This window comes from Mesorhizobium sp. BR1-1-2 (assembly GCF_020165435.1).
Classification (GTDB): Bacteria; Pseudomonadota; Alphaproteobacteria; order Rhizobiales; family Rhizobiaceae; genus Mesorhizobium.
The window spans coordinates 106771-130742 of record NZ_JAIUID010000006.1; the positions used below are offsets into that span (position 1 = coordinate 106771).

Genomic DNA, 23972 nt, shown 5'->3' on the forward strand with positions numbered 1-23972 from the left:
TAGATCAAACCTTCGCGTCGTGCGGCAGCGGCGCGGTTGCCTTCTCCAGCCAGGCCAGCGTCTCGCCGTCGAGCATCGGGCCTATCTCGGCCAGCACGCGGGCGTGGTAGGTGTCGAGCCAATGCAGCTCGTCGCGGGTCAACAGATCCGAGCGCACCAGCCTGACGTCGATCGGCGCCAGGGTCAGCGTCTCGAAACCGTGCATGGCGATGTCGCCGCCGTCGATCTGGGCGGCCGGCGTCACCAGGATGAGGTTCTCGATGCGGATGCCGTAGGAACCTTCCTTGTAGTAGCCCGGCTCGTTGGACAGCATCATGCCTTCGAGCAGCTTTTCAGTGCCGGTGCGGGCGATGCGTTGCGGGCCCTCGTGCACGGCCAGATACGAGCCGACGCCATGGCCGGTGCCGTGCGCGAAGTCGCAGCCATGCTTCCACAGCGCCATGCGGGCGACGGCGTCGATTTCCGAGCCGCGCGTGCCGGCGGGGAAACGCAGCGTGGAAATGCCGATCATGCCTTTCAGCACCAGCGTGAAACGTTCGCGCATTTCCTCGGTCGGCTGGCCGATCGGCACGGTGCGGGTGATGTCGGTGGTGCCGTCCTGATATTGGGCGCCCGAATCGAGCAGGAACAGCTCGCCGGCCTGGAGCTTGCGGCTGGTGGCGCGCGAGACGCGGTAATGCATGATGGCGCCGTTCGGGCCGGCGCCCGAAATGGTGTCGAAGGAGACGTCGCGCAGCGGCATTTGCGTTTCTTCGCCGGTCTGCCGGCGCGTCTCTTCCAGCCGGGTGACGACCGCGATCTCGTCGAGCGAGCCGGGCTTCTGACGATCGAGCCAGCACAGAAGCTTGGCCACGGCCGCGCCGTCGCGGCGATGCGCGGCGCGCGAGCCGTTGATCTCGGCCTGGTTCTTGGTGGCGCGCGGGATGCGAGCCGGGTCGGGGGCGGCAATCACCTCGCCGCCATTGTCCTCGACCAGCATGCGCAGTTTGTCGGCGGCCAGCACAGGATCCAGCGCGATCTTGGCGCCGCTTTTGGCCAGCGCCACGACCGCCGCCTCGAATTCACCGGGCTCATGGGGCTCGGCGAGCTGAGTGAGATACGCCGCAACCTGGCGCGAGAATTTTCGGCTGTCCATGAATAGCTGGTGCGATCCGTCGGCGGCGAGGATGGCGAAGCCGAGCGCCAGCGGCGTGTGCGGCACGTCGCCGCCACGGATGTTGAAGGCCCAGGCGATCGAGGAGGGGTCGGTCAGTACCGCATGGGTGGCGCCCTCCTTGCCGATCGCCGCCGCCAGCCGCGCCAGCTTGTCCTTGGCGAGCTCGCCGGCAAAGCCGATGGGATGGAGTTCGACGGGAGCGACCGGTGCATCCGGCTGATCCTTCCAGATGATGTCGATCGGGTTCGTCGCGAGCGGCACCAGTACGGCGCCGGTCTTGTCGGCCGAGGCCTGCAGCGCCTTGATCTCGCCGATCGTGTGCAGCCAGGGATCGAAGCCGAGCCGCGCGCCCTTGCCAACGTTATCCTTGAGCCAATTTGCAGGCGGATTGTCGACCAGGCTCTCGATTGAGAAGATACCGAGATCAACCTCGCCGCGCACCTGCAGCGTATAGCGTCCGTCGACGAAGATGAAGGCGCGGTCGCGCAGGATGATGGCAACGCCGGCGGAGCCGCTGAAGCCGGTCAGCCATTTCAGCCGCGCCGAACGGTCGGCGACATATTCGCCCTGATGCTCGTCGGCGCGGGGAACGACAAATCCATCCAGGCCGTTTTCCGCCAGCCATTGGCGCAGCAGCGCCACGCGCGGTCTGCCGACGGCCGGATCGCCAGCGGAATCAAAGGTCTGGAACATGGTGGCGTCTCCCTCGGATAGTGCACGACCGTAGCGCATGGAGCTGGAAACCGGAATCGATTTCAGCAGGGCCAGACGGGGCTGCGTCACCGTTTGAGATGGATCGTCACCCAGCCTTCGCGATGCAGCGTTCTGACATGGCGAAAACTCTGGCCGACATAGGCGGAGATCACCGCGTCGCGCTGCCGGGCGAGGATGCCTGACAGTACCAGCGAGCCGCCGAGGCTGATGTGTCGCGCCATTTCCGGCGCAAGCCGCATCAGCGGCCGCGCCAATATGTTGGCGATGATCAGGTCGAAAGGCGCACGCCTGGCAAAGATCGGATGGTGGAATCCGGGCGCGGTCACCGTCTCCACCAGCGCCTTGACGTGGTTGAGCCGCGCATTGGCGGCGGCAACGCTTACTGCTACGGGATCGATGTCGGTCGCCAGCACGGGAATATGGAAGAGCTTGGCCACGGCGATGGCCAGCACCGCGCTGCCGGTGCCGAGGTCGAGCGCGTTGCGCGGCCGCTCGCGCCGCGTCACCTTTTCCAGCATTTCCAGGCATCCGGCGGTGGTGCCGTGGTGGCCGGTGCCGAAGGCCAGCCCCGCTTCGATCTCGATGGCAAGCTCGCCACTATGGCGTTTGCGGCGATCATGCGCGCCATGCACGAAGAAACGGCCGGCACGCACCGGTTTCAGCCCTTCCAGCGAGCGCGCCACCCAGTCGATATCGGGCAAGGTCTCGCGCTCGACCGGCCTGGACAGGGCCAGCCCTGCCAGAATGTCCTTCACCCGCGCCTCGACCGCATCGACATCGCCGTCGGCATAGAGAGAGACTTCATGAATGTCCGCGTCCTCATCGACCTCCAGCACCGCGATCGGCAAGCCTTCGTCCTCGAAGGCGGCATCGAGGGCGGCGAAAATTCTGGTGGATTCAATCTTGCCGGCGGTGAAATGGAGCCGCGTCTGGGTCATGGACTTCGCATCAGCCCTTGGCCGCGAGGCGTTTGAGCTTTTCCACGGCGGTGTCGGCGCTTTCTCCATAGGCGATCGTGCCGGCGAAATCGCCCTTGCCGTTGAGCAGCAGCACCGAGGCGGTATGGTCCATCGTGTAGTCGCCGTCGCCGGTGTCGACCTTCTTCCAATAGATGCCGAAGGACTTCGCCATGGCGTGGACCTTGTCCGGGTCGCCCGATATGCCGGTGATGCGGTCAGAGAAATTGCTGACATAGGCGTTCATGACCGCGGGGGTGTCGCGCTCCGGATCGACCGAGACGAAATAGGCATGCAGGTTCTTGCCGTCGTCGCCGAGTGTCTTAAGCCAACCGGACAGTTCGAATAGCGTGGTCGGGCAGACCTCTGGGCAATGGGTGAAGCCGAAGAAGACGACGCTGGGGTGGCCCCGGAAGGCGGCCTCGGTGATCGGCGCGCCTTTCTGGTCGACCAGCGTAAAGGCGGCACCGAAAGGCTCGCCGCCATAGTGGCCGCGATACCAGTCGAAGGTCAGCCAACCTATGCCGGCCGCCATCAGGACGAGAATGCCGACCAGTATTGAGCGCATCATCAGTAGGATTCCGTCTTGTAATTTCATCGGCATGCCGGCCATGGCCAGGCAGGCCTTGGTCCGGCGAACAGTCTTAGCGGTTCGACCGGGTACACGCAAAGGTGCCGCGTTGACGCAACCGGCTGTGATCTATGACGGCGTTTTGATCGCGGCCGACGGCTTGCAATGCAATGTCCTTCGCCCCACCTGAGACCGGCAAACTCGAACCCCGGAGGCTATCTTGCAACGACTGATTGGGCGAAATCTGATCGGCGGCGCCTTGGCCGCGTGCCTTGTCCTTGGCGCCGGTGCCGCAGTCGCCGATGAAGTCGGCAAGGTCGGCGTCGACTGGCTCGGCAACGACATCATCGTCGAAGCGATCAAGGACCCGAAGGTGGACGGCGTCACCTGCCACGTGTCCTATTTCGACCGCGGCATCATCGACCGTCTGCACAAGGGCAACTGGTTCGAGGATCCTTCCGATTCCTCGATTTCGTGCCGCCAGACCGGTCCGATCACCATCGGCGACATCGACATGAGCGAAGGCGGCGAGGAAGTGTTCAAGCAAGGTATTAGCCTGATCTGGAAGAAGCAGGTGGTGAACCGCATCTACGACAAGGCCAACGAGACTCTGATCTACCTCTCGCATTCGCGCCAGGTGCAGAACGGCTCGGCCAAAATGTCGATCACCACCGTGCCGCTCTACGGCCAGAACGTGGTGTGGACCAAGGGCAAACCGAAATAGATGGATCCGGTTCTTTCGTGCAATTGACCTGACCGACAATTGCTGCCGACTTGCGGGAGTTATTGCCCTGACGTAAAGCCGCCAGTATGGACCCTTCCGAAAATCTCGTGCTGAAAGACCCTGAGCCGCGTATCCATCCGACGGCGGAGCTGAAAGCATGCAAGCTCGGCCGCTACGCCTCGATCGGCGAGCGGGTGGTGCTGCGCGAAGTGAGCGTCGGCGATTTTTCTTATTTCGAGCGGCACGCCGAGGCGATCTACACGAGCATCGGCAAATTCTGCTCGGTCGCCGCCAACAGCCGCATCAATGCGCTGGACCATCCGATCGAGCGGCTGACCCAGCACAAGGTCAGCTACCGGCCCAACGAATATTTCCGCTGGCTGGGCGTCGATGCCGCATTCCGCGAACGGCGCCAGGCGAAGGCCGTGAGTATCGGCCATGACGTGTGGATCGGCCACGGGGCCGTGATCATGCCCGGCCTCACCATCGGCAATGGCGTCGTCATCGGCGCCAACGCCGTCGTCACGCATGACGTGCCGCCCTATACGATCGTCGCCGGAGTGCCGGCCAAGCCGCTTCGGCCGCGCTTCGCAGCCGATATCGCGGCGCGGATCGAGGCTCTCGCCTGGTGGAACTGGCCGGTCGAAAAGCTCGCCAGCGCCGTTCCCGACATGCAGGCCATGACCATCGAGACCTTCCTGGACCGCTGGGAAAATCACGCCGCGTGAGTTCGCGCCGGCGCGGCTGAAGAGCACGCGCATTTGCGCCAAAGGCGCGCTTCAGGGAACCACTGCGCGAGCGCTCCGGACTGAACCCCTTCCGTCATGCGGGGGTGGCGCAACGGAAGGGGCTGGAGGTAAACCGCTGTGAAGCGGAAGGAACAGGCCTGTTTGCCTGCACCGTTACTATGACACCAAACTGATAAAGTGTGTTGTCCTTCCGATTCTCCTCATGCGTGCATTCGATTGCGGCGGTTGTATTTCTTTCCGATGGGAACCCGACATGGCCGCCGGTTGTTCCTTCCGGCGTACCGCACGGCGCGGCGCTGTTTGAGGGATCCCATGATCGAGAAGCTTTTCACCAAAATCGCCAACCGGGTAGCCCACCTTGCGGGGCTGTCGCCGACATTCGCACTCTGCTGCCTGATCGTCATCATCTGGGCAGTAAGCGGCCCACTCTTCGCCTTCTCGGACACTTGGCAACTGGTGATCAACACCGGGACGACGATCATCACCTTCCTGATGGTGTTTCTCATCCAAAACACCCAGAATCGAGACGGCGCGGCAATCCAGGCCAAACTCGACGAGTTGATCCGGGTCAGCGAAGCCAAGAACACCTTCATCGGTATCGAGCATCTGACCGAAGCCGAGGTCCAGGAGATCCGTGCCAAATGCGAGCGGGCAGCGAAGCGGCACGACGAGAAAATCGCGGCCATAGCTGCCAAGAAAGCCGTGGCGTCAAAGCGCAAACCGAAAAAGCAGGTGGCTCGAAGCACCGGCTGAAACCGGTTAACCCCCAAGAGTTCCGTCGTTGCTCGAATGCGACCTGATCCGAACACCGGCTCTCATTTTTTCGGACATGCTCATTGCTTCATGAATGCCGCGAAAGCGTCCTTGTGGTCGGGGTGCCAGCGCGACAGAGCAGGACGGTTTTCGATGATATCGCCGATCGCCCAGGCCATGCGTTTCTCATCCAGCGGGCGCGTCACCTCGTTGTCAGGGCACAGGATATAGAAGTCGCGCTTTGTCAGGGATTCCAGCATGAAATCAATGACCTGTTCGCCGGTCCAGGCGCCGGCCGGCTTCTCGGTCGCGCCCTCGGTCAGGCCGGTATAGGTGAAGCCGGGAATGAGCAGATGCGCCGACAGATGGGCGCTCGGTTCGTTGCGCAGGGCATGCGCCAGTCCCTCGGTGAAGGTCTTTACGCCCGCCTTGGAGACGTTGTAGGCAAGGTTTCCAGGCGGCGTGGTGATGCCTTGCTTGGAGCCGGTGTTGACGATCAGGCCCGGCTGGCGGGCCCCCAGCATGCGGGGCACGAAGGCTTCGACACCATGCACGACGCCCCAGAAATTGATGTCCAGCAGCTGCTTCCAAGCGTCGCGGTTCTCCCACGGCTTGCCCGGGTTGTTGCCGATACCAGCATTGTTCATCAGCAGCGACACATTGCCGAAGGCGCCAAAGGCTCTTTCGGCGAGACGATCCACGTCTTGTGCCTTCGAAACGTCGGCAGCGACGGCCAGCACGGCATCGTCGCCGGCGATGGCGGACACAATACGGGCCGCATCCTCAAGACGCGGGCCGGCGACATCGGCAAGCACGATCTTCATGCCCAGGAGAGCCAGCCGCTTCGCGGCCGCAAGACCAATGCCGCTGGCGGCACCGGTAATGACGGCGGCATTGCCCGAACCAAGCGCGGGCAGGGCGGTCTGGATCTCGATGTCGGTCAGCATGGGCGGCGGATTCCTTCTTGCGACGGCGCCGAACTTAGCGCCGGGGCGGGCTGGCGCAAGCCCCCATCCGACTGCCTGCTTTTTCGACAGGCATTGGGGCCGGGTTGACCGGTCCGGCCGAGACTGCGCATGGTGCCCGCAAAAGGAGATTTCCCGATTGACGGACTGGATCGAAATCCTGAAGCAGCAGACCGCCACCGGCGATCAGATGAGCCGCGAAGTGCCGCAGATGCTGGCTAATCCGGAGATCAGCGAAGCACAGGTGAAGACGCTGTTTTCGGCTTTGGAAAAACAGGCGGATTTCGTCGAGAAGCTGCGCATGGCGCTAGAAAAGTTCGGCCATGATTTTGCGGTCATCAAGGCGGCGGAACGGCTGGAAGAGCGCTACGCCGATCTTGCCGCGTCGGTGGCCGAGAAGCTGAAAGCGATGCGCGAATAGATCCCTATTTTTCGATCACGCGTGCGAAACGCCTGTCCGGCACCAGCCAGACAAGGGCAACCAGCACATAGATCGCAACGCCGATCCACTGGCTGATGAAGGTCAGCGGGATGGCGCAGAGATAGGCGACAAGCGAGATCTTGCCCTTGCGGTCGTTGCCGATCGCCTTGGCAAAGGCCGTATCGTTTCCGTGCAGCCTGTGGAGCGTCACGACGAGAATGGTGAAGGCAATGGCGCACAGCGCGAGATCGGTGCCGTAGACGGCGACCGGTACCGGCGCGAAATGGTTTTCGCCCATGAAGGCGGTCGTCACCGGCATCAGCGACAGCCAGAACAGGAGATTGAGGTTCGCCCACAACACGCGGCCGTCGACCCGCTGCACGGTGTGGAACATATTGTGCAGATTGTTCCAGTAGATGCCGACATTGATGAAAGACAGCACGTAGCTGAAGAAGATCGGCCATAGCGGCAGCAAGGTCGAGAGATCCTCGCCATGCGGCACCTTCAGTTCAAGCACCATGATGGTGATGATGATGGCCACGACACCGTCGGTGAATGCCTCGACCCTGCCTTTGCCCATGAGTTGCGCCTTTTGCCCGGAGCCGATTGTCGAAAGACGGTAAACCGTTAGCTGATGTTGCCGGGCCGATAAACGCCATTCGATAAATTTCTCAACTATCTCGGGGAAACTCCCCTGTCGGGATCGCACAAGGTGTCTCCTGCAAGTCGGGGATTGCACACGACAGGATGTCGTGACGGATCGGAACCATTGGTTCCGATCCGAGCCCGTTCAGCCGGCCGGTTCCGGTCCACGCAACATCCACCATGCTGTCAGGAGCCTGCCGGCCGGCCGGAACGTTGGGGATAAGGGCGCGTTAAGGTCGCGATCCCTGAAACGACGAAGAGGTTTGGCCATGGCCTTTCGTGACTTGGCGCATACGCGCAACGAAGCAGGCGGCGAGGCTCTCGCAATCCCGGTGGTCGCCACAATGATCGCCGTTCTGTTCGCCGGCAGCACCGTGCTGACGCCGCTCTACATTATCTACAAGCAGCAATTCGGCTTTTCACAGATCACGCTGACGCTGGTCTACGCGGTCTATGTCGTCGGCAATCTCGGCGCCCTGCTGATGTTGGGCGGCGCGTCGGATGTCATTGGGCGCCGGCCTGCCGCTCTCGCAGCCATGGCCGTCGCCGTCGCCAGCGCGCTTGTCTTTCTGTTCGCCAACAATGTCGTTTCGCTCGATGTGGCGCGCATTCTGAGCGGGCTTGGCATCGGCGTCGGCGCGGGGACCGGAACGGCATGGATCGCCGAGCTTCTGCCCGACGCGGACAAGGCGCGCGCCAGCGTCATCGCCACCAGCACCAATTTCCTCGGCCTGGGTTTCGGCGCACTCGTCTCGGGACTGTTGGCGCAGTATGAACCGTGGCCCTTGCGCCTGGTCTTCATTGTCTATCTGGCGGTGCTTGTCATCGTCTCCATCCTGGTCTGGCGTACACGCGAAACGGTGGCGGAGCCTGGCGGACTCGGGCAGATTTCCATGCGGCCGCACTTTGCCGTGCCGGATGAAATCCGCGCGCGCTTCGTCGCGCCGGCGGTGACCGGTTTCGGCGCCATGGCGCTTGTCGGCTTCTATGCAGCGGTGGCGCCAAGCATCCTTGCGCAGCAACTGCATGAGACGAACCATGCTGTCGCCGGTGCGCTGTTCTTCGAATTGGCGATCGTCACCGCGCTCAGCATCGTAGCGTTGAAGCAAATGCAGAGCGGCAAGGCCATGCTGGCCGCGCTGGCGTTGATGATTCCCAGCATCCTCATGGTGGTGGCGGCGCAGATGCTGGCGTCGATGGCGCTGATGATTGCAGCCACCGCCTGCTGCGGCCTGACGGCCGCACTCGGCTATCGTGGCAGCCTGCAGGTGGTGAACGAGATCGCACCGGAGGATCGCCGCGCGGAAGTGGTATCCAGCTTCTTCATCTGCTGCTTTATCGGCAATGCCTTGCCCGTCATCGGCATTGGCATCATCTCGACCTATGCCAGCCCCATCGCGGCCAGCCTGGCGTTCGCCGCGATGATCATCGTGTTTGCGCTGGTCGCGCTGGGCTTTGGGTTGAAAAACAGGCCTTGAGAGCGGCCAGCTTCAGCCGTTCGGCGTCTCGGGGGAAAGATGCGCGCGTTGGCGCGGCACGCCGAGCCCGGTGTCGGGCGGCTCGCCGGCGGCCGGCCTGTTCTCCATCATATGCAAGGTGCGCCAGCCGCCGAAGCGGTAATAGCCCGCGGCCAGCAGCAGGGAGGTGATCGAGCCGGCGGGGAAACTCCACCACAGCGCTTCCTCGCCGATCACATCCCGCATGAAATAGGCAAAGCCGGTGCGCACGACCAGTACCGAGATGATCAGGATGACCAGCGGCGGCATCACGGCGCCCGTGGCGCGTACCGTGGCGAACAGCACGATGGTGATGCCGAACAGGATGAATGACCAGGACGCGACGTTGTTGATGTGAGCGGCGATGTCTATCGCCGCGCTGTCGCGGCTCAGGAACAGACTGAGGATCGAGCGGTCGAAGAACCATAGAAGTGCCACGAGAGCGCCGGTCAGCACCAGGTTGAAGCCGACGCCTGACGCTGCGATGCGGCTGATGCGGTCCCAGCGGCCGGCACCGACATTCTGCGCCGCCATCGAGGACACGGCCGCGCCGATGGCAAGCGCGGGCATCTGGATGTAGGTCCATAACTGCGCGGCGATGCCGTAGGCGGCGGCCACCTGCGAGCCGTAGGAGTTGACGATGCCCATCACCGTCAGGGCCGCGGCCGAAATCACGATCATCTGCAAACCCATCGGCACCCCCTTGAAGACGACGACGCGCAGCAAGGCGGGATCCGGCCGCAGCAGCGCCAGATTGGCGCCGGCCAGACGCAACGGGTGCTTGCGGACATAGAGCACGATCAGGATGGCAATGACGCTCACTGTCTGGCCCACAAGCGTCGAGATTGCCGAGCCTGCGATGCCGAACTCGGGGAACGGCCCGATGCCGCGGATGAGCAGTGGGTTCAAGATGATGTCGAGCACGACGGCGAGCGCCATGAAAAAGAACGGCGTGCGCGAATCGCCGGCCCCGCGCAGCACCGTCATGACAAAGGACAGAAGGTTCATCATCGGCACGGCCACGAAGATGATGCGCAAATAGGAGCGCGCCAGCGGCAAGGCGTCGGGCGGTGTGCCGAGCGCGCCCAGAATGGCGTCGACCCAGATCCAGCCGCAGACGGCGAACAGCATCGAGACGAAGAAGAAGAAGGTGGCGCTGGTGCCGACGATGCGGCGCGCCTCGGGCAGGTCGCGGGCGCCGACCGATTGCGCCACCAGTATGGTGGCCGCCATGCCTATGCCGAACACCGTGCCGAGGATGAGGAACAGCACCAGGTTGGCATTGGAGGTGGCGGTGAGCGCGGATTCGCCGAGGAAGCGGCCGACCCAGACGGCGTTGACCGAGCCGTTGAGCGATTGCAGCACATTGGAGCCGAGCACCGGCAGGGCGAACAGCAGGAGCGTGCGCGGAATGGGGCCGCTGGTCAGGTCACCGGTGCGCCGGCGCGCGGGCATCTTTTCATCCATGGCGGGCAATCCGGCAAAGCTGGTTCTTTTGAGTCCGGCACGCAGGATACCGCAGGGCCGACCGGGATGCACTTTTGCGAAAGGAGCGACGGCGGGCAAGGCATGCCGTCGTGCATCCGATCATGCTTGTCGGGCCGGAGGCGCCGCCTGGCGCCTCCGGTAAGATGCTTACTTCCTGGCGAGGTCGGGAAGCGTGACTTGATAGACAAGGAACATGGTGTCGACATCGGCGCCGTCCTCTGCCTTGTAGGGCGCGCCGACCTGGAAGCCGTCCTGTGCAAGGAAGTCGTTGTCGTTGGCGACGAACAGGAAATAGTCGTCGGGCAGCTTCGGATCGAGCACGCTCGCCAGCGACATCGCTTCCCACTTCTCCGAGAGGTTATCCTTGTCGTTGGGCGCGCCATTGTGCAGGCCGAAGCGGGCAAGCTCGGCCTTGTCGTTGATGTCGATGAACGGCGTCAGCCTTGCCGGCGTCACCGACGGATCGAGCACGCCCTTGGGCGCCACCGGCTTGTCGGCGGCATCGAAGGGACCGCCGGCGATGTCGGTCGCGCCGGAAAGGTCGACAATGTCGATCTTGCGATACAGCGACTCCTCGCCCTTCAGGCCCTGGCCGTTGCCGCTGTCGCGCGCCAGCATCAGGAAAGCGGTATCCGACAGCGCCACGATCTCGCTTTGCGCAGCCACCTTGGTCTTGCCCTTGGCGTCCTTGAACACCGGCAGCGGCACGACGTATTCGTGCGCCAGCTTGAGATGGGCAAGATCGGAGGCGTCATAGACCAGCGCCCTGGTGTTCTGGCGTGTCGAGGCCGAATCGCCGCCATCCTGCCGTGTTGCCGACTGCAAAACCGCGATCAGGAACTTGCCGTCTGGCGTCATTGCCATGCCTTCGAGGCCCTGATTGTTCTGGCGGCCGGTCTCGGGATCCTTTGGATCGGGTTCGGCAGCACCTGGGCCCGGATTGTCGGAAACAAAATTGGCCGTGCCGTGGCGCATCGGCACGAGCGCGGCCGGGGGCTGGGTCGCCGACATCAGACGGCCGTCGGCGGAGAAGCGGTAGATGTCGGGACCGTATTCGTCCGAGACAAGCATAGTGCCGTCAGGCAGCCGCACAATCGCCTCGTTGTCGAGCGCGAGCTTGCCGTTGTCGGCCTGCGGCAGGACAGGCATGTCGCCAGCGGCGGGACGCACGCCGTTCAGCGGGTCGAGACCGCTGGCGTCGGCGCCTTTGTCGTCAGTCAGGAGCATGGTGTCGGCGAGCGTCGCCTTGAGACCGGTCTGCTCCTGGCCGGCTGTGGGCGCGGCACCTGGCGCCGTCGGGGCGAATTCGATGTTGATGGTGTTGAGGCGCGGCCGGTAGTCGGTGGTGCCGACGACGTTATAACCGCGGTCGGGCAGCAGCCACAGCGAGCCCTTGTAGGTGCCGGCATCATGTCTCCAGCCCGCGGTGTCGATTGACATGCCGGAACCGGAGCCGAAGGTCTCGCCGAACCTGTCGCGCTGGCCGGCCGGGATGCGGCCAACCCCCACCAGCCCCTTGTTGACGAAACTGGCACCGCCGACGCTGGCCGTGCTGTCGGCGAAGGCAGGCAGCGAAACGGCCGAGGCCGCCAGCGCGGCGGCCAGCAGCCGCAACGAGAATGAGCGTAGATGCGTCATGGATATCCCCTTGATGACGAAGCGCCGGGACGGCGGAATTCTGAGGCTGCCTGGGGGCGGCGAGGCTGCCGCCCTGGAGGGCCGCTTTTGCCCTCGCCAAGCGGTCTAAGGCGCGAACATGATGCTTGCATGACAGTTGGTGACGCATTCGCGTCGGCCCGCCGCGACGCTGCTGGGGAAGTGGGGCCGCGCCGAAAAATCGATCGTTCCGACACAGGTTCGACAGCGTCCAGGAGCTGTTCGCAGTACTAGACACTTATGTACAGTACATATATGGTGCCCGTTTCGGACAGTCCGGGGAGGGAAGCCTTGAGGTCTCATTACCGCGCAGTCGTCATCGGGGGAGGAGTGGTGGGCGCTTCGGTGCTTTATCACCTGGCGCGGTTCGGCTGGTCGGATGTGGCGCTGATCGAGCGCGCCGAATTGACGGCGGGCTCGACCTGGCATGCGGCGGCGGGGTTCCACGCGCTCAACGCCGATCCCAATGTCGCCGCGCTGCAGGATTACACCATCAACCTTTACCGCGAGATCGAGGCTGAATCCGGCCAGGACGTCGGCCTGCACATGACCGGCGGCGTCAACATCGCCAGCGATCCGGCGCGCTGGGAGTGGCTGAAATCGGCCTGGGCGGTATTCCAGTCGGTCGGCATCGAGACCGCCCGGCTGGTGACGCCGGACGAGATCAAGGCCATCTGCCCGATCGTCGATGTCACCGGGGTGCTCGGCGGCCTCTACGATTCCAACGAGGGCCATCTAGACCCCTACGGCACGACGCATGCATATGTCGGTGCGGCCAAGAAGCGCGGCGCCGACGTCATCCTGCGCAACCGCGTGGTCGAGCTGAAGGCGCGGGCCGATGGCCATTGGGGCGTGGTCACCGAGCAAGGCACCGTCACCGCCGAGCATGTCGTGAATGCCGGGGGGCTGTGGGCCAAGCAACTCGGCCGCTTGGCCGGGGTTGAGCTCCCGGTGACGCCGATGGAGCACCATTATTTCGTCACCGAGGACATTCCGGAAGTCGCTGCCCTCGACAAGGAGCTCGGCCTGGCCGTCGATCTCGACGGCTTTTCCTATCTGCGGCAGGAGCGCAAGGGCGTGCTGCTTGGCGTCTACGAGCAGAACCCGAAGCATTGGAACATGGACGGCGCGCCTTGGGACTACGGCATCGAGCTTATCCCCGAAGACATCGACCGCATCAGCCCGGAACTTGCCAAGGCGCATGAGCGCTTCCCTTGCCTGGCGACGGCAGGCATCCGCAAATGGGTCAACGGCGCCTTCACCTTCACCCCGGACGGCAATCCGATCGTCGGGCCGGTGCGCGGCCTGAAGAATTACTGGGTCGCCTGCGGCGTCATGGCCGGCTTCAGCCAGGGCGGTGGCGTCGGCAAATCGCTGGCCGAGTGGATGATTTACGGCGAGCCGCAGGCCGACATCTTCGGCATGGACATCGCCCGCTACGGCGCCTTCGCCGCCAACCGGGAATATCTCAGGCAGACCACGCGCCAGTTCTATTCTCGCCGTTTCGTCATGACCTTTCCCAACGAGCGGCTGCCGGCGGGCCGGCCGCTGAAGCGCCCCGGCGCCTATGACGGCATGAGTGCGGCCGGCTGCGAATGGACGGCCTCCTGGGGGCTGGAAATCCCCGCCTATTTCGCGCCGATGGGATTCCGCGAGGAGACGACGCTCGGGCGCTCCAACGCCTTCGACATCATCGGCGACGAGGCGCTGCAAGTCCGGCGCGCCGCCGGCCTCATCGATATCTCGGCCTATGCGCGCTACGCGATCTCAGGATCGGGCGCGGAGGCCTGGCTCGATAGGCTTCTGGTTTGCAGGCTGCCGAAGGTGGGACAGGCGAGACTGGCGCCGATGCTCGGGCCGGACGGGCGGCTGAAGGGCGATCTTACCGTCTTCAACTGGGGCAATGGCGACTACTGGCTGATGGGCTCCTACTATCTGCGCGAATTCCACATGCGCTGGTTCGAAGCGCATATGGCTGAAGGCGTTTGCGTCACCGATATTTCAGATGCGATGTCCGGCTTCCTGATCACTGGCCCCAATGCCAGAAAGATCGTCGAGCGCACGACGCACCAGGACATCTCCGCCAAAGCCTTGCCATTCATGGCATGCGGCGAATTCGACATCGGCATGGTGGGGGCGCGGGTGGCTCGCCTTTCGATCGCCGGCGAGCTCGGCTTCGAGATCAACTGCCCGGCCACCATGCATGCCACATTGCGCGAAACGCTGCTTGCCGCCGGTGAGGATCTCGGCCTCGCCGAAGTTGGCTATTACGCACTCAACGCGCTTCGGCTGGAAAAGAGCTTCGGCATCTGGTCGCGCGAATTCACGCAAGGCTACACGCCCGGCCAGACAGGGCTCGACCGCTTCATCGCTTTCGACAAGGGCGATTTCGTTGGCCGCGAGGCGGCGCTGAAGGAACGCAAGCCGGATGTTGGACGACGCATCGTGACGCTGGAAGTCGATGCCGTCGACGCGGACGCCAGCGGCTTCGAACCGGTCTGGCACGGCGCTCGGCGCGTTGGCTTCGTCACCTCCGGCGGCTTTGGCTACACGATCGGCAAAAGCGTCGCGCTGGCGTTGGTGGATGACGATTTTGCCGAGGAAGGAACGGCGCTTTGCGTGCACATTGTCGGCATCGAGCGGCCGGCGCGTGTCATTCCGGCTTCGCCTTACGATCCCTTGGGCAAGGCGATGCGGCAATGAGGAGGTTTCCGGATGATCGATGACGCAGCACGCGAAAGCAGGCGCGAGCGCCGACGGGGACGCATCGGCGAGGCCGGCAGCGAGAGCAGCCGCCGGCCCAATTACCGCTTGCTGAAGAACCCGTTCCTGCCGCAGCCGATCTTTTCGGACGACCACGTCGCCTCGATCCACGACACGGCGCTGCGCGTGCTGGAAGAGCTGGGCATCAAGGTTCTGCTGCCGCAGGCGCGCGACCTGCTCGCCCGCGCCGGCGCCCTGGTCGACCCCGATACCGACATGGTGCGGATCGGCCGCGACATGGTGGCGGCCGCGCTGGCCTCGGCGCCGCGATCGATCCACGCCCATGCCGGCGCACGTGCCCGCGACCTGCAGCTCGAACTCGGCTCGATGACCTTCCTGGCGGGCTCCGGCGCGCCGAACGTCACCGATCTCGAGCGCGGCCGGCGGCCCGGAACGCTGGCCGCCTTCGAGGAACTCATCAGGCTGGTGCAGCATTTTGACGTCCTGCATATGCTGGGACCCTGCATCGAGCCGCAGGACATCGACAACCGCTTCCGTCATTACGCCGTCAACCGGGCGCAACTGACCCTTTCGGACAAGTTCCCGTTCGTGTTCGCGCGCGGCACGCCGCAGGTCGACGACAGCTTCGAGATGATCAGGCTGGCCCGCGGGCTGTCCGAAGACGAGTTTCGCTCGGGCGCCCATTGCTACACCGTCATCAACACCAATTCGCCGCGCCAGCTCGACATCCCGATGGCGCAAGGCATCATTGACTTCGCCAGAGCCGGGCAGGTCCTGATCATCACGCCCTTCTGCCTGGCGGGTGCGATGGCGCCGATCACGGTGGCCGGCGCGCTGACTTTGCAGCATGCCGAGGCGCTGGCCGGATTGACGCTGGCGCAGATCGTGCGGCCGGGCGCGCCTGTCGTCTACGGCTCCTTCTCCTCCAATGTCGACATGAAATCAGGCGCGCCGGCCTTCGGCACGCCGGAGCATATCAAGGCGACGCTGGGGGCCGGCCAACTGGCGCGCTTCACCGGCCTGCCGTGGCGTTCGGGCGGCGGCAGCGCGGCCAACATCTCCGATGCGCAGGCGGCGCATGAGACGCAGTTTGCGCTGTGGGGCTCGGTGCTGGCGGGCGCTACCGTGTGCATCCATGCCGCCGGCTGGCTGGAGGGGGGGCTGAGCGTTTCCTTCGAAAAGCTGGTCACCGACATCGAGGCGTTGCAGACGGTGGCTGAACTGTGCGTCGCCACGCCCGGCGACGACGATGCCATCGGCTTCGAGGCGATCGCCGAAGTGCAGCCGGGCGGCCATTTCTTCTCGGCAGGTCACACCATGGCGCGCTACCGCACCGCCTTCTATGAGCCGCTGGTGGCCGACTGGTCGAATTTCGGCAACTGGACGCAGACCGGTTCCAAGACCGCAACCGAACGCGCCACCGGTATCTGGAAGCGCATCCTCGCCGATTTCGAGCCGCCGGCGACGGCCATTGCCACATCAGCTGCGCTCGATGATTTCATCGCGCGCCGCACGGAACAGGGCGGGGCGGCGCCGGTGTCGTGAGATAGCTTGTTCCTCTCATCGTCCTGAATTGTGGGTGCGATCCGGAACCTGCTGCGCCTCTCATGCATTCATGGCACGGCCGGTGCCTGCTCGCATTGTGAGCCATTGAGGGAGGACGACCACATGGGTTTCGACCAGTATCACGAACCGCCCGAAGAATTGTCGCAGGAGGTGCGGACCTTCGCCCGCATGATCACCTCGCTGATCGAGGAAGCGGAAGCGATCAGCTGGTACGAACAGCGCATGTCGGTGGAGAAGGACCCACAGGCCCGCGCCATCATGAAGAACGCGCAAGGCGAGGAGTTCAAGCATTTCGGCATGGACCTCGAATTCCTGCTGCGCCAGAAGACGGACTGGCGCGCGGAACTGAAGGAAATCCTGTTTACGACGGGCGATATCGTCAAGGCTGGCGAGGCCGGCGAGAAGAAGGTGGATTGAGGGCTTCGCCAATTCTACGGAAGAGCAGAAAGGCGTCTCTCACACGGCCGCGACAAACCCGTCCAGCACGCGTTTCTGGCCGGCCTTGTCGAAGTCGATGGTCAGCTTGTTGCCCTCGATGGCCGCGATATTGCCATTGCCGAATTTCTGGTGGAAGACGCGGTCGCCGACGTTGAAGGGGGACGGCGTGTCGGCGACGGATTTCGCGACCAGCTCGCCATCGATGGTGCGGCCCTTGATGCTCGTGCGGCCGGCGCCGTAGCCGCTGTCGGTCTCGCCATAGCCGATACGCTCGACCTGGTGGCCGGAGCGCGAGCCCCAGTTGCGATCGGTCGCTTCGGTGCGGTTCTGCTGCGCCCGCTGCCAGCCCGGCGTGGCGTAGCTGTTGGAGAAGGCGCCGGATTTTTCGGCACCGACATTGTCGAAGCGCGAGGCGCCATAGGGGTTCTGGCGGCCACCTCGGCCGGAAGCGAACGAACCGCCGCCATAGGAATTGCCGTAGCCGCCATAGGAGTTGCCGCTTTCGGCGACTTCGACATGAGTTTCAGGCAGTTCATCGAGGAAGCGGGAAGGAATCGTCGATTGCCACAGGCCGTGGATGCGGCGGTTGGAGACGAACCAGATGTGCAGGTTCTTCTTGGCGCGGGTGACGCCGACATAGGCCAGCCGGCGCTCTTCCTCCAGGCCGGAACGACCTCCTTCGTCCAGCGCGCGCTGGTGCGGGAACAGGCCTTCCTCCCAGCCCGGGAGAAAAACGGTCTCGAATTCGAGGCCTTTGGCCGAATGCAGCGTCATGATGTTGACGGCGTCGAGTTCGGCGTTCTGCTCGGCATCCATGACCAGGGCGACATGTTCGAGAAAGGAGCGCAGCGATTCATACTCCTCCATGGAGCGGATCAGCTCCTTGAGGTTCTCCAGCCGGCCGGGCGCCTCGACCGAACGGTCGTTCTTCCACATGTCGGTGTAGCCGCTCTCTTCCAGGATGGTCTCGGCGAGCTCGGTGTGCGGCGTGGTTTCCAGCGCCTTCTGCCAGCGTTCGAAATTGGCGGCGACCTCGCGCAATGCGGCGCGCGGCTTGGGCTTCAACTCGTCGCTCTCGGCGAGCTTGGCGGCGGCTTCCAACATCGGCACGCGCAGCGCGCGGGCCGTGTCGTGGATCTGACGGATGGTGGTTTCGCCGAGGCCGCGCTTGGGCACATTGACGATGCGCTCGAAGGCGAGATCGTCGGCGCCTTGAGCGACGACGCGGAAGAAGGCAAGCGCGTCGCGGATCTCCATGCGCTCATAGAAGCGCGGGCCGCCGATGACACGGTAATTGAGACCGAGCGTGACGAAACGGTCCTCGAACTCGCGCATCTGGAAGGACGCGCGCACCAGGATCGCCATGTCGTTGAGGTTGTGCTTCTGGCGCTGGTAGGCCTCGATGGTCTCGCCGACCGCGCGCGCTTCCTCCTCGGAATCCCAGGCGGCATGGACGTTGACCTTGCCGTCCTCGGGATCGTTGCGATCGGTGAACAGCGTCTTGCCGAAGCGGCCCTCATTGTGGGCGATGAGGTGCGAAGCGGCGCCGAGGATATGCGCGGTGGAACGATAATTGCGCTCCAGCCGGATGATGGTGGCGCCGGGAAAATCCTTGTCGAAGCGCAGGATGTTGTCGACCTCCGCGCCGCGCCAGCCATAGATCGACTGGTCATCGTCGCCGACGCAGCAGATGTTGACTTTGTTTTCGCTCACGGGCTGTTCCGCGCCTGCCGGCGCGGGCCCTCCGCGCGGGCCTCGCAAAGGCTCGGACGCCCGGTCGGGCTTGCGGCCTTCGGCCGATCGCAGATCGGTCGATGTTAACGTCGACGAACGCCCAGCGTCCGGCCGCTGCGCCAGCAAGCGCAGCCACATGTATTGCGCGGTGTTGGTGTCCTGGTACTCGTCGACGAGGATGTATCTGAACCGCTTGTGATACTCCTTCAGCACGTCCGGATTGGCGCGGAAGATGCGGATCGGATGGCAGAGCAGATCGCCGAAATCGCAGGCGTTCAGCGTCTGCAGGCGCTCCTGATAGGCCCTGTAGAGCTCGCGGCCCTTGCCGTTGGCGAAACTGCGCGCATCGCCTTCGGCGATATCGGCCGGGCCTTGTCCCTTGTTCTTCCAGCCGTCGATCATCTGCGCGAACTGCTTGGCCGGCCAGCGCTTGTCGTCGAGGCCCTCTGCCTGGATCAATTGCTTGATCAGCCGCACGACGTCGTCGGTGTCGAGAATGGTGAAGTCGGATTTCAGCCCGGCAAGCTCGGCGTGCCTGCGCAGGAGCTTGACGCCGATCGAGTGGAAGGTGCCGAGCCAAGGCATGCCCTCGACATTGCCTTCGCCGATCAGGATGCCTATGCGCTGCTTCATCTCGCGCGCGGCCTTGTTGGTGAAGGTCACGGCCAGGATCTGCGAGGGGAAGGCTTTTCCGGTCGCCAGGATGTGGGCGATGCGGGTGGTCAAGACGCGCGTCTTGCCGGTGCCGGCACCGGCCAGCACCAGAACCGGCCCTTCGGTGGTTTCCACCGCCAGCCGCTGCTCGGGGTTCAATCCCTTGAGATAGTCGGGCGCGTTGTTGTGGCCGCTGCGGGCAGCCATGGCGCGCGCGGCGATACCCGACGGGGCGGTAGGCCGCGCATCGGGTTCATCGAAAAAGGGCATGTCTTCGGAAAAGCCGGACATCGCCCCCGAATGTAGTGATTCGGTGGAGAAAGACCAGAACTGTCTACGTTTTGTTCCACCCCTGATTGTTCCCGGCCTGCTTGACAGGCAGGGCGGGTGGGAGAAAGCTGGGCAAAGGGCAGGGAGGGGATCCTGTTGCCCATGGCCGCCTCGAGGCGCGCAACAGTCGAAGGAGTATCATCTTGGCTGTCACCATCACCTCCCTCATTCTCCTCCTCATCGGCCTCGCGCTTGGCGCCGGCGGCATCTGGTTGGCTTCACTGGGAGGTAGCTGGTACTACATCATATCAGGCATCGCCTTCCTCATCGCCGCATGGCTGCTCTACCGGCGCAGATCCACCGCGCTCTGGCTCTACGCCGCGATCGTGCTGGGCACGCTTGCCTGGGCGGTCTGGGAAATCGGCTTCGACTGGTGGGAACTCGGGCCGCGCGGCGGCATCATCGTGCTCGTCGCGTTGTGGCTGCTGACGCCGTGGGCGAGGCGGGGCCTTGTTGGTCCCGATGGCCGCGCGCCGCTCATTCTCGCGGTGTTGGCGTCGCTGGCGGTCGCCGGCTATTCAATGACGACCGATCCCAAGGATATTGCCGGCAATCTCAACACCGACAAGGTGACCCCGGCGGCCGATCTCGGCGGCGACGTACCTGCCGGCGAATGGCACTTCTACGGCCGCACGCCCTATGGCCAGCGCTATTCGCCGCTCGACCAGATCACGCCGGAGAATGTCGCCAACCTGCAGCCGGCCTGGATTTATCGCACCGGCGACGTGAAGGGTCCTGACGATGTCGGCGAGACCACCTATCAGGTGACGCCGCTGAAGATCGCCGATACGCTCTACATCTGCACGCCGCACAATTTCGCCATCGCCATCGACGCCGCCACGGGCAAGGAGAAGTGGCGCTACGATCCCCAGGTCAAGCTCGACAAGGACCGCCAGCACCAGACCTGCCGCGGCGTCTCCTATTACGCCGACGCCAAGATCGCCGCCGGGCAGCCTTGCGCCGCGCGTGTCTACCTGCCGACTTCGGATGCGCGGCTGATCGCGCTCGACGCCGCCAACGGTCAGGTCTGTCCGTCCTTTGCCGAAGGCGGCACGCTGAACCTTTTGACCGGCATGCCTTATCCCAAGTCCGGCTATTACTATTCGACCTCGGCGCCGCTGATATCGGGCGGCAAGATCATCGTCGGAGGCGCGGTCAACGACAATTATTCCACGCAGGAGCCCTCCGGCGTCATCCGCGCCTTCGATGCCTCCACGGGCGCACTGATCTGGAACTGGGATTCCGGCAATCCCGACCAGACCACGCCGCTCGCGGCAGGCCAGACCTACACCGCCAATTCGCCCAACATGTGGTCGACGCCGAGTGCCGACGAAAAGCTCGGCCTGCTCTACATACCGCTCGGCAACCAGACGCCTGACCAGCTCGGCGCCGGCCGCAGCGCCAATGTCGAGAAATTCTCCTCCTCGATCACCGCGCTCGACCTCAATACCGGGCAATTGAAATGGGTGCGCCAGACCGTGCACCATGACCTGTGGGACATGGACGTGCCGGCGCAGCCGAGCCTTGTCGACATCACCAAGGCCGACGGCACGGTCGTGCCGGCGCTGGTGGGGCCGACCAAGCAGGGCGATCTCTATGTGCTCGACCGGCGCACCGGTGAGCCGGTCATCCCGGTCAAGGAAGTGCCGGCGCCCGGCGGCGCCATCGAAGGCGACCACACATCGCCCACGCAGCCGGTGTCGGACCTTTCCTTCAATCCGCCGCCGCTGACCGATGCCGACATGTGGGGCATCACCATGTTCGACCAGCTGGCGTGCCGGATCGCGTTGCACAGGCTGCGCTACGAGGGCCGCTACACGCCGCCGTCGTTGCAGGGCACGCTGGTCTATCCCGGCAATTTCGGCGTCTTCAACTGGGGCGGCGTGGCGGTCGATCCGGTCCGGCAGGTGCTGTTCGGCATGCCGACCTATCTCGCCTTCACCTCCAGGCTTGTGCCCCGTGCGGAGGTGCCGCCGCCAGGCGACGCCAAAGGCAGCGAGCAGGGGCTGAACCGCAATGACGGCGCCCCCTATGCGGTGGTGATGGGACCGTTCCTGTCTCCGCTCGGCATTCCGTGCCAGGCGCCGCCATGGGGCTATGTCGCCGGCGCCGATCTCAGGACCGGCCAGATCGTCTACAAGCACAGGAACGGCACGGTCTACGACATGACGCCGCTGCCTTTGCCGTTCAAGGTCGGCGTGCCCGGCATTGGCGGGCCGATGATCACCGCCGGCGGGGTAGCTTTCCTCGGCGCCGCGGTCGACGACTACCTGCGCGCCTACGATCTGACCTCAGGCAGGCAGCTCTGGCAGGCGCGCCTGCCAGCCGGCGGACAATCTACGCCGATGACCTATACGGTGGCTGACGGGCGCCAGTTCGTGGTCATAGTCGCCGGCGGCCATGGCTCGGTCGGCACCAAGCCGGGCGATTATGTGATGGCGTACGCGCTGCCGAAGTAGGAATGGCGCGCGGTCCCCGCAGGACCGCGGCCTAGCTGATTCCGAGATGGCTCTTCAGGCTGGGCACCGAGCCGAGCACTTCATTGGTGAGGTCAGGGCCGGCGGCGGCTTCGGCCTGCTGGATCAGCGTGGCGCCGGCCTGCCTGATCTGCGCCATGTCGAGGCCGGAGGCCTTGAGCGCGGCGACGCCGTTGATCAGTGCGCCGGCCTTTTCGCCGAGAACACCGCCCAGCGCGCCCTGCAACGAGGACAGCAGGCCGCCACCGCCGGCCGCGCCGGCGGCCATGACGTCGTATTGGCGGGCGAGATCGTCTGCGCCGGGAATCTTGGCGAAGAAACCCGAGACGTTGGTGCCTTCCGCCTCGTGCTCCAGCACCGAGAAGATGGTGCCGACGACTTTCTCTGTCGTTGCGTGGTCGAGGCCCGCCTTTTGCGAGACGGTGTTGACGATATCCTGGACGTTCATGGTCTCACCTCAAATTTGGGATTTCGGGTCCGTGTGGCGATCCTTGCCGATGCGAAGCTCGATCATCGACCGCCTGCCTGCGTCCACAAGCCTGAAGCGTAATGCCTGAGCGGCAGCCAGGGCAAGGACGAACGCGCTGGTGAGGATCGGTATGGTCATCGGCGGCGCTCCTTCTGGTCGGGACGGGATGGCACGGCGCATCGGTAGCACGCAGCTTCCCTTACTATTGTGGCAGTGCCTGCAGGATTTATCGGCGATGACCAAAATGTGATGTGGCGGCGGCATCGCCGGCTTCACCGGCAGCGGGCAATGCCTACCGCTGCGCCCATCCAGGCTGGACCGGGCCAACCGCGCTCCTATGTAGCTCCGGTATTGAAGCTTGAAGCCGAGGAATGCGCCATGACCAAAGCAGCCGCCGCGACACCAGCAAAGCCTGGGATCACCCAGGCGATGATCGACGCCTATGACGAATACACGCATCTGACACTCGATCGCCGCCGCTTCATGGAGCAACTGACCCGGCTTGCGGGGTCAGGGGCGGCGGCCGCGGCGATCGCGCCGATGCTGGCGGCGAATTCCGCCCAGGCGGCCATCGTCGCCGAGAACGATCCCCGCGTGAGAGGCCAGGATATCACCTATCCCGGGGCCGGCGGCGAGATGAAGGGCTATCTGGTCAGGCCGGCGGATCAGGCGGGCAAGCTCGGCGCCGTCGTCGTCATCCACGAGAACAGAGGACTCAACCCGCATATACGCGACATCGCCCGGCGTGTGGCGCTGGAGGGGTTCGTGGCGCTCGCTCCGGATTTCCTGTCGCCGCTCGGCGGCACGCCCGCCGATGAGGACAAGGCGCGCGACATGTTCACCAAGCTGGATCCGGCGCGGACCGTTGCCAATGGCGTCGCGACGGTGGCTTTCCTCAAGGCCGACAAGGACGGCAACGGCAAGGTCGGCGCCGTCGGCTTCTGCTGGGGCGGCGGCACGGCCAACATGCTTGCCGTCAACGCGCCTGATCTGGCGGCAAGCGTCGCCTATTACGGCATGCAGCCGAAGGCCGCGGATGTGTCCAAGATAAAGGCGGCGCTGCTGCTGCACTATGCCGGGTTGGACGAACGCACCAATGCCGGCATCGCCGCCTTCAAGAAGGAACTCGATGCCGCGCATGTCGAATACACGGTCTATGTCTATGAAGGCGCCAATCACGCCTTCAACAACGACACTTCGGCAGCGCGCTATGACAAGAAGGCGGCTGATCTCGCCTGGGGCCGGACCGTCGCCTTCCTGAAGGAGAAACTGGCTTAGCGCAGGAT

The 23972-nt window shown here is 64.3% G+C and carries 20 protein-coding genes; 10 read left to right on the forward strand and 10 right to left on the reverse strand.

Going from position 1 to position 23972, the window contains the following annotated elements; translation table 11 throughout:
- Positions 1 to 4 precede the first annotated feature (4 nt).
- The 3 genes from LB551_RS15810 to LB551_RS15820 form a co-directional block, all read right to left on the reverse strand.
- A complete protein-coding gene (locus tag LB551_RS15810) occupies positions 5 to 1849 on the reverse strand; it encodes an aminopeptidase P family protein (protein WP_224659789.1) in 1845 nt (614 codons plus the stop codon).
- Positions 1850 to 1935: 86 nt separating this feature from the next.
- Positions 1936 to 2808, reverse strand: a complete 873-nt coding sequence (locus LB551_RS15815; RefSeq protein ID WP_224659790.1) for a 50S ribosomal protein L11 methyltransferase — start codon at positions 2806 to 2808, stop codon at positions 1936 to 1938.
- A gap of 10 nt (positions 2809 to 2818) precedes the next feature.
- Positions 2819 to 3397, reverse strand: coding sequence for an SCO family protein (locus tag LB551_RS15820; protein ID WP_140495247.1), 579 nt, complete (start codon positions 3395 to 3397; stop codon positions 2819 to 2821).
- Between the two features lie 220 nt (positions 3398 to 3617).
- Between LB551_RS15820 and LB551_RS15825 the strand changes: the two genes are divergently transcribed.
- The 3 genes from LB551_RS15825 (at position 3618) to LB551_RS15835 (ending at position 5623) form a co-directional block, all read left to right on the forward strand.
- Positions 3618 to 4121 (forward strand): CreA family protein, encoded by a 504-nt coding sequence (locus LB551_RS15825; RefSeq protein ID WP_224627255.1) that lies wholly within the window; start codon positions 3618 to 3620, stop codon positions 4119 to 4121.
- A gap of 86 nt (positions 4122 to 4207) precedes the next feature.
- Positions 4208 to 4849 carry a DapH/DapD/GlmU-related protein gene (locus LB551_RS15830; protein WP_224627257.1) on the forward strand — a complete coding sequence of 214 codons (642 nt, stop codon included), beginning with the start codon at positions 4208 to 4210 and terminating at the stop codon, positions 4847 to 4849.
- A gap of 333 nt (positions 4850 to 5182) precedes the next feature.
- Positions 5183 to 5623, forward strand: coding sequence for a low affinity iron permease family protein (locus LB551_RS15835; RefSeq protein ID WP_181169327.1), 441 nt, complete (start codon positions 5183 to 5185; stop codon positions 5621 to 5623).
- Between the two features lie 80 nt (positions 5624 to 5703).
- Here the strand turns inward: LB551_RS15835 and LB551_RS15840 are convergent, their stop codons facing one another.
- Positions 5704 to 6570, reverse strand: coding sequence for an SDR family NAD(P)-dependent oxidoreductase (locus tag LB551_RS15840; protein WP_224659791.1), 867 nt, complete (start codon positions 6568 to 6570; stop codon positions 5704 to 5706).
- A 157-nt stretch (positions 6571 to 6727) separates the two neighbouring features.
- Here LB551_RS15840 and LB551_RS15845 point away from each other — a divergent pair, with 157 nt between their 5' ends.
- Positions 6728 to 7009 carry a hypothetical protein gene (locus LB551_RS15845; protein ID WP_140553137.1) on the forward strand — a complete coding sequence of 94 codons (282 nt, stop codon included), beginning with the start codon at positions 6728 to 6730 and terminating at the stop codon, positions 7007 to 7009.
- Between the two features lie 4 nt (positions 7010 to 7013).
- Here the strand turns inward: LB551_RS15845 and LB551_RS15850 are convergent, their stop codons facing one another.
- Entirely contained in the window at positions 7014 to 7589 is a 576-nt protein-coding gene (locus LB551_RS15850) for a TMEM175 family protein (RefSeq protein ID WP_224659792.1), read from the reverse strand.
- 334 nt (positions 7590 to 7923) lie between these two features.
- Here LB551_RS15850 and LB551_RS15855 point away from each other — a divergent pair, with 334 nt between their 5' ends.
- Positions 7924 to 9132 carry an MFS transporter gene (locus LB551_RS15855; protein ID WP_224627263.1) on the forward strand — a complete coding sequence of 403 codons (1209 nt, stop codon included), beginning with the start codon at positions 7924 to 7926 and terminating at the stop codon, positions 9130 to 9132.
- 12 nt (positions 9133 to 9144) lie between these two features.
- Here the strand turns inward: LB551_RS15855 and LB551_RS15860 are convergent, their stop codons facing one another.
- Together LB551_RS15860 and LB551_RS15865 are read right to left on the reverse strand one after the other, a co-directional pair.
- The gene (locus LB551_RS15860; protein WP_224627265.1) at positions 9145 to 10617 is read right to left on the reverse strand and encodes an MATE family efflux transporter; all 1473 of its coding nucleotides are present in this window, start codon (positions 10615 to 10617) and stop codon (positions 9145 to 9147) included.
- A 168-nt stretch (positions 10618 to 10785) separates the two neighbouring features.
- Positions 10786 to 12276, reverse strand: coding sequence for an esterase-like activity of phytase family protein (locus LB551_RS15865; RefSeq protein WP_224659793.1), 1491 nt, complete (start codon positions 12274 to 12276; stop codon positions 10786 to 10788).
- Positions 12277 to 12585: 309 nt separating this feature from the next.
- On the opposite strand from LB551_RS15865, the gene LB551_RS15870 reads away from it, so the two are divergent.
- From LB551_RS15870 to LB551_RS15880, 3 genes are all read left to right on the forward strand, one after another.
- Positions 12586 to 14997 carry an FAD-dependent oxidoreductase gene (locus tag LB551_RS15870; RefSeq protein WP_224659794.1) on the forward strand — a complete coding sequence of 804 codons (2412 nt, stop codon included), beginning with the start codon at positions 12586 to 12588 and terminating at the stop codon, positions 14995 to 14997.
- 12 nt (positions 14998 to 15009) lie between these two features.
- The gene (locus tag LB551_RS15875) at positions 15010 to 16563 is read left to right on the forward strand and encodes a trimethylamine methyltransferase family protein (protein WP_224627269.1); all 1554 of its coding nucleotides are present in this window, start codon (positions 15010 to 15012) and stop codon (positions 16561 to 16563) included.
- Positions 16564 to 16686: 123 nt separating this feature from the next.
- Positions 16687 to 17001: a hypothetical protein gene (locus LB551_RS15880; RefSeq protein ID WP_140553149.1), complete on the forward strand. Its 315-nt coding sequence runs from the start codon at positions 16687 to 16689 to the stop codon at positions 16999 to 17001.
- A 39-nt stretch (positions 17002 to 17040) separates the two neighbouring features.
- Here LB551_RS15880 and LB551_RS15885 read toward each other — a convergent pair whose 3' ends face one another.
- Positions 17041 to 19701, reverse strand: a complete 2661-nt coding sequence (locus LB551_RS15885; RefSeq protein WP_224659795.1) for an ATP-dependent helicase — start codon at positions 19699 to 19701, stop codon at positions 17041 to 17043.
- Between the two features lie 182 nt (positions 19702 to 19883).
- On the opposite strand from LB551_RS15885, the gene LB551_RS15890 reads away from it, so the two are divergent.
- Positions 19884 to 22199: a glucose/quinate/shikimate family membrane-bound PQQ-dependent dehydrogenase gene (locus tag LB551_RS15890; RefSeq protein ID WP_224659796.1), complete on the forward strand. Its 2316-nt coding sequence runs from the start codon at positions 19884 to 19886 to the stop codon at positions 22197 to 22199.
- 31 nt (positions 22200 to 22230) lie between these two features.
- On the opposite strand, the gene LB551_RS15895 is transcribed toward LB551_RS15890, so the two are convergent.
- On the reverse strand, positions 22231 to 22665 hold the full coding sequence (locus LB551_RS15895) for a hypothetical protein (RefSeq protein ID WP_140553153.1): 435 nt from the start codon (positions 22663 to 22665) through the stop codon (positions 22231 to 22233).
- Positions 22666 to 22674: 9 nt separating this feature from the next.
- Positions 22675 to 22824, reverse strand: coding sequence for a hypothetical protein (locus LB551_RS15900; protein WP_224659797.1), 150 nt, complete (start codon positions 22822 to 22824; stop codon positions 22675 to 22677).
- A 240-nt stretch (positions 22825 to 23064) separates the two neighbouring features.
- On the opposite strand from LB551_RS15900, the gene LB551_RS15905 reads away from it, so the two are divergent.
- Positions 23065 to 23964, forward strand: a complete 900-nt coding sequence (locus tag LB551_RS15905) for a dienelactone hydrolase family protein (protein ID WP_224659798.1) — start codon at positions 23065 to 23067, stop codon at positions 23962 to 23964.
- Positions 23965 to 23972: the final 8 nt, after the last annotated feature.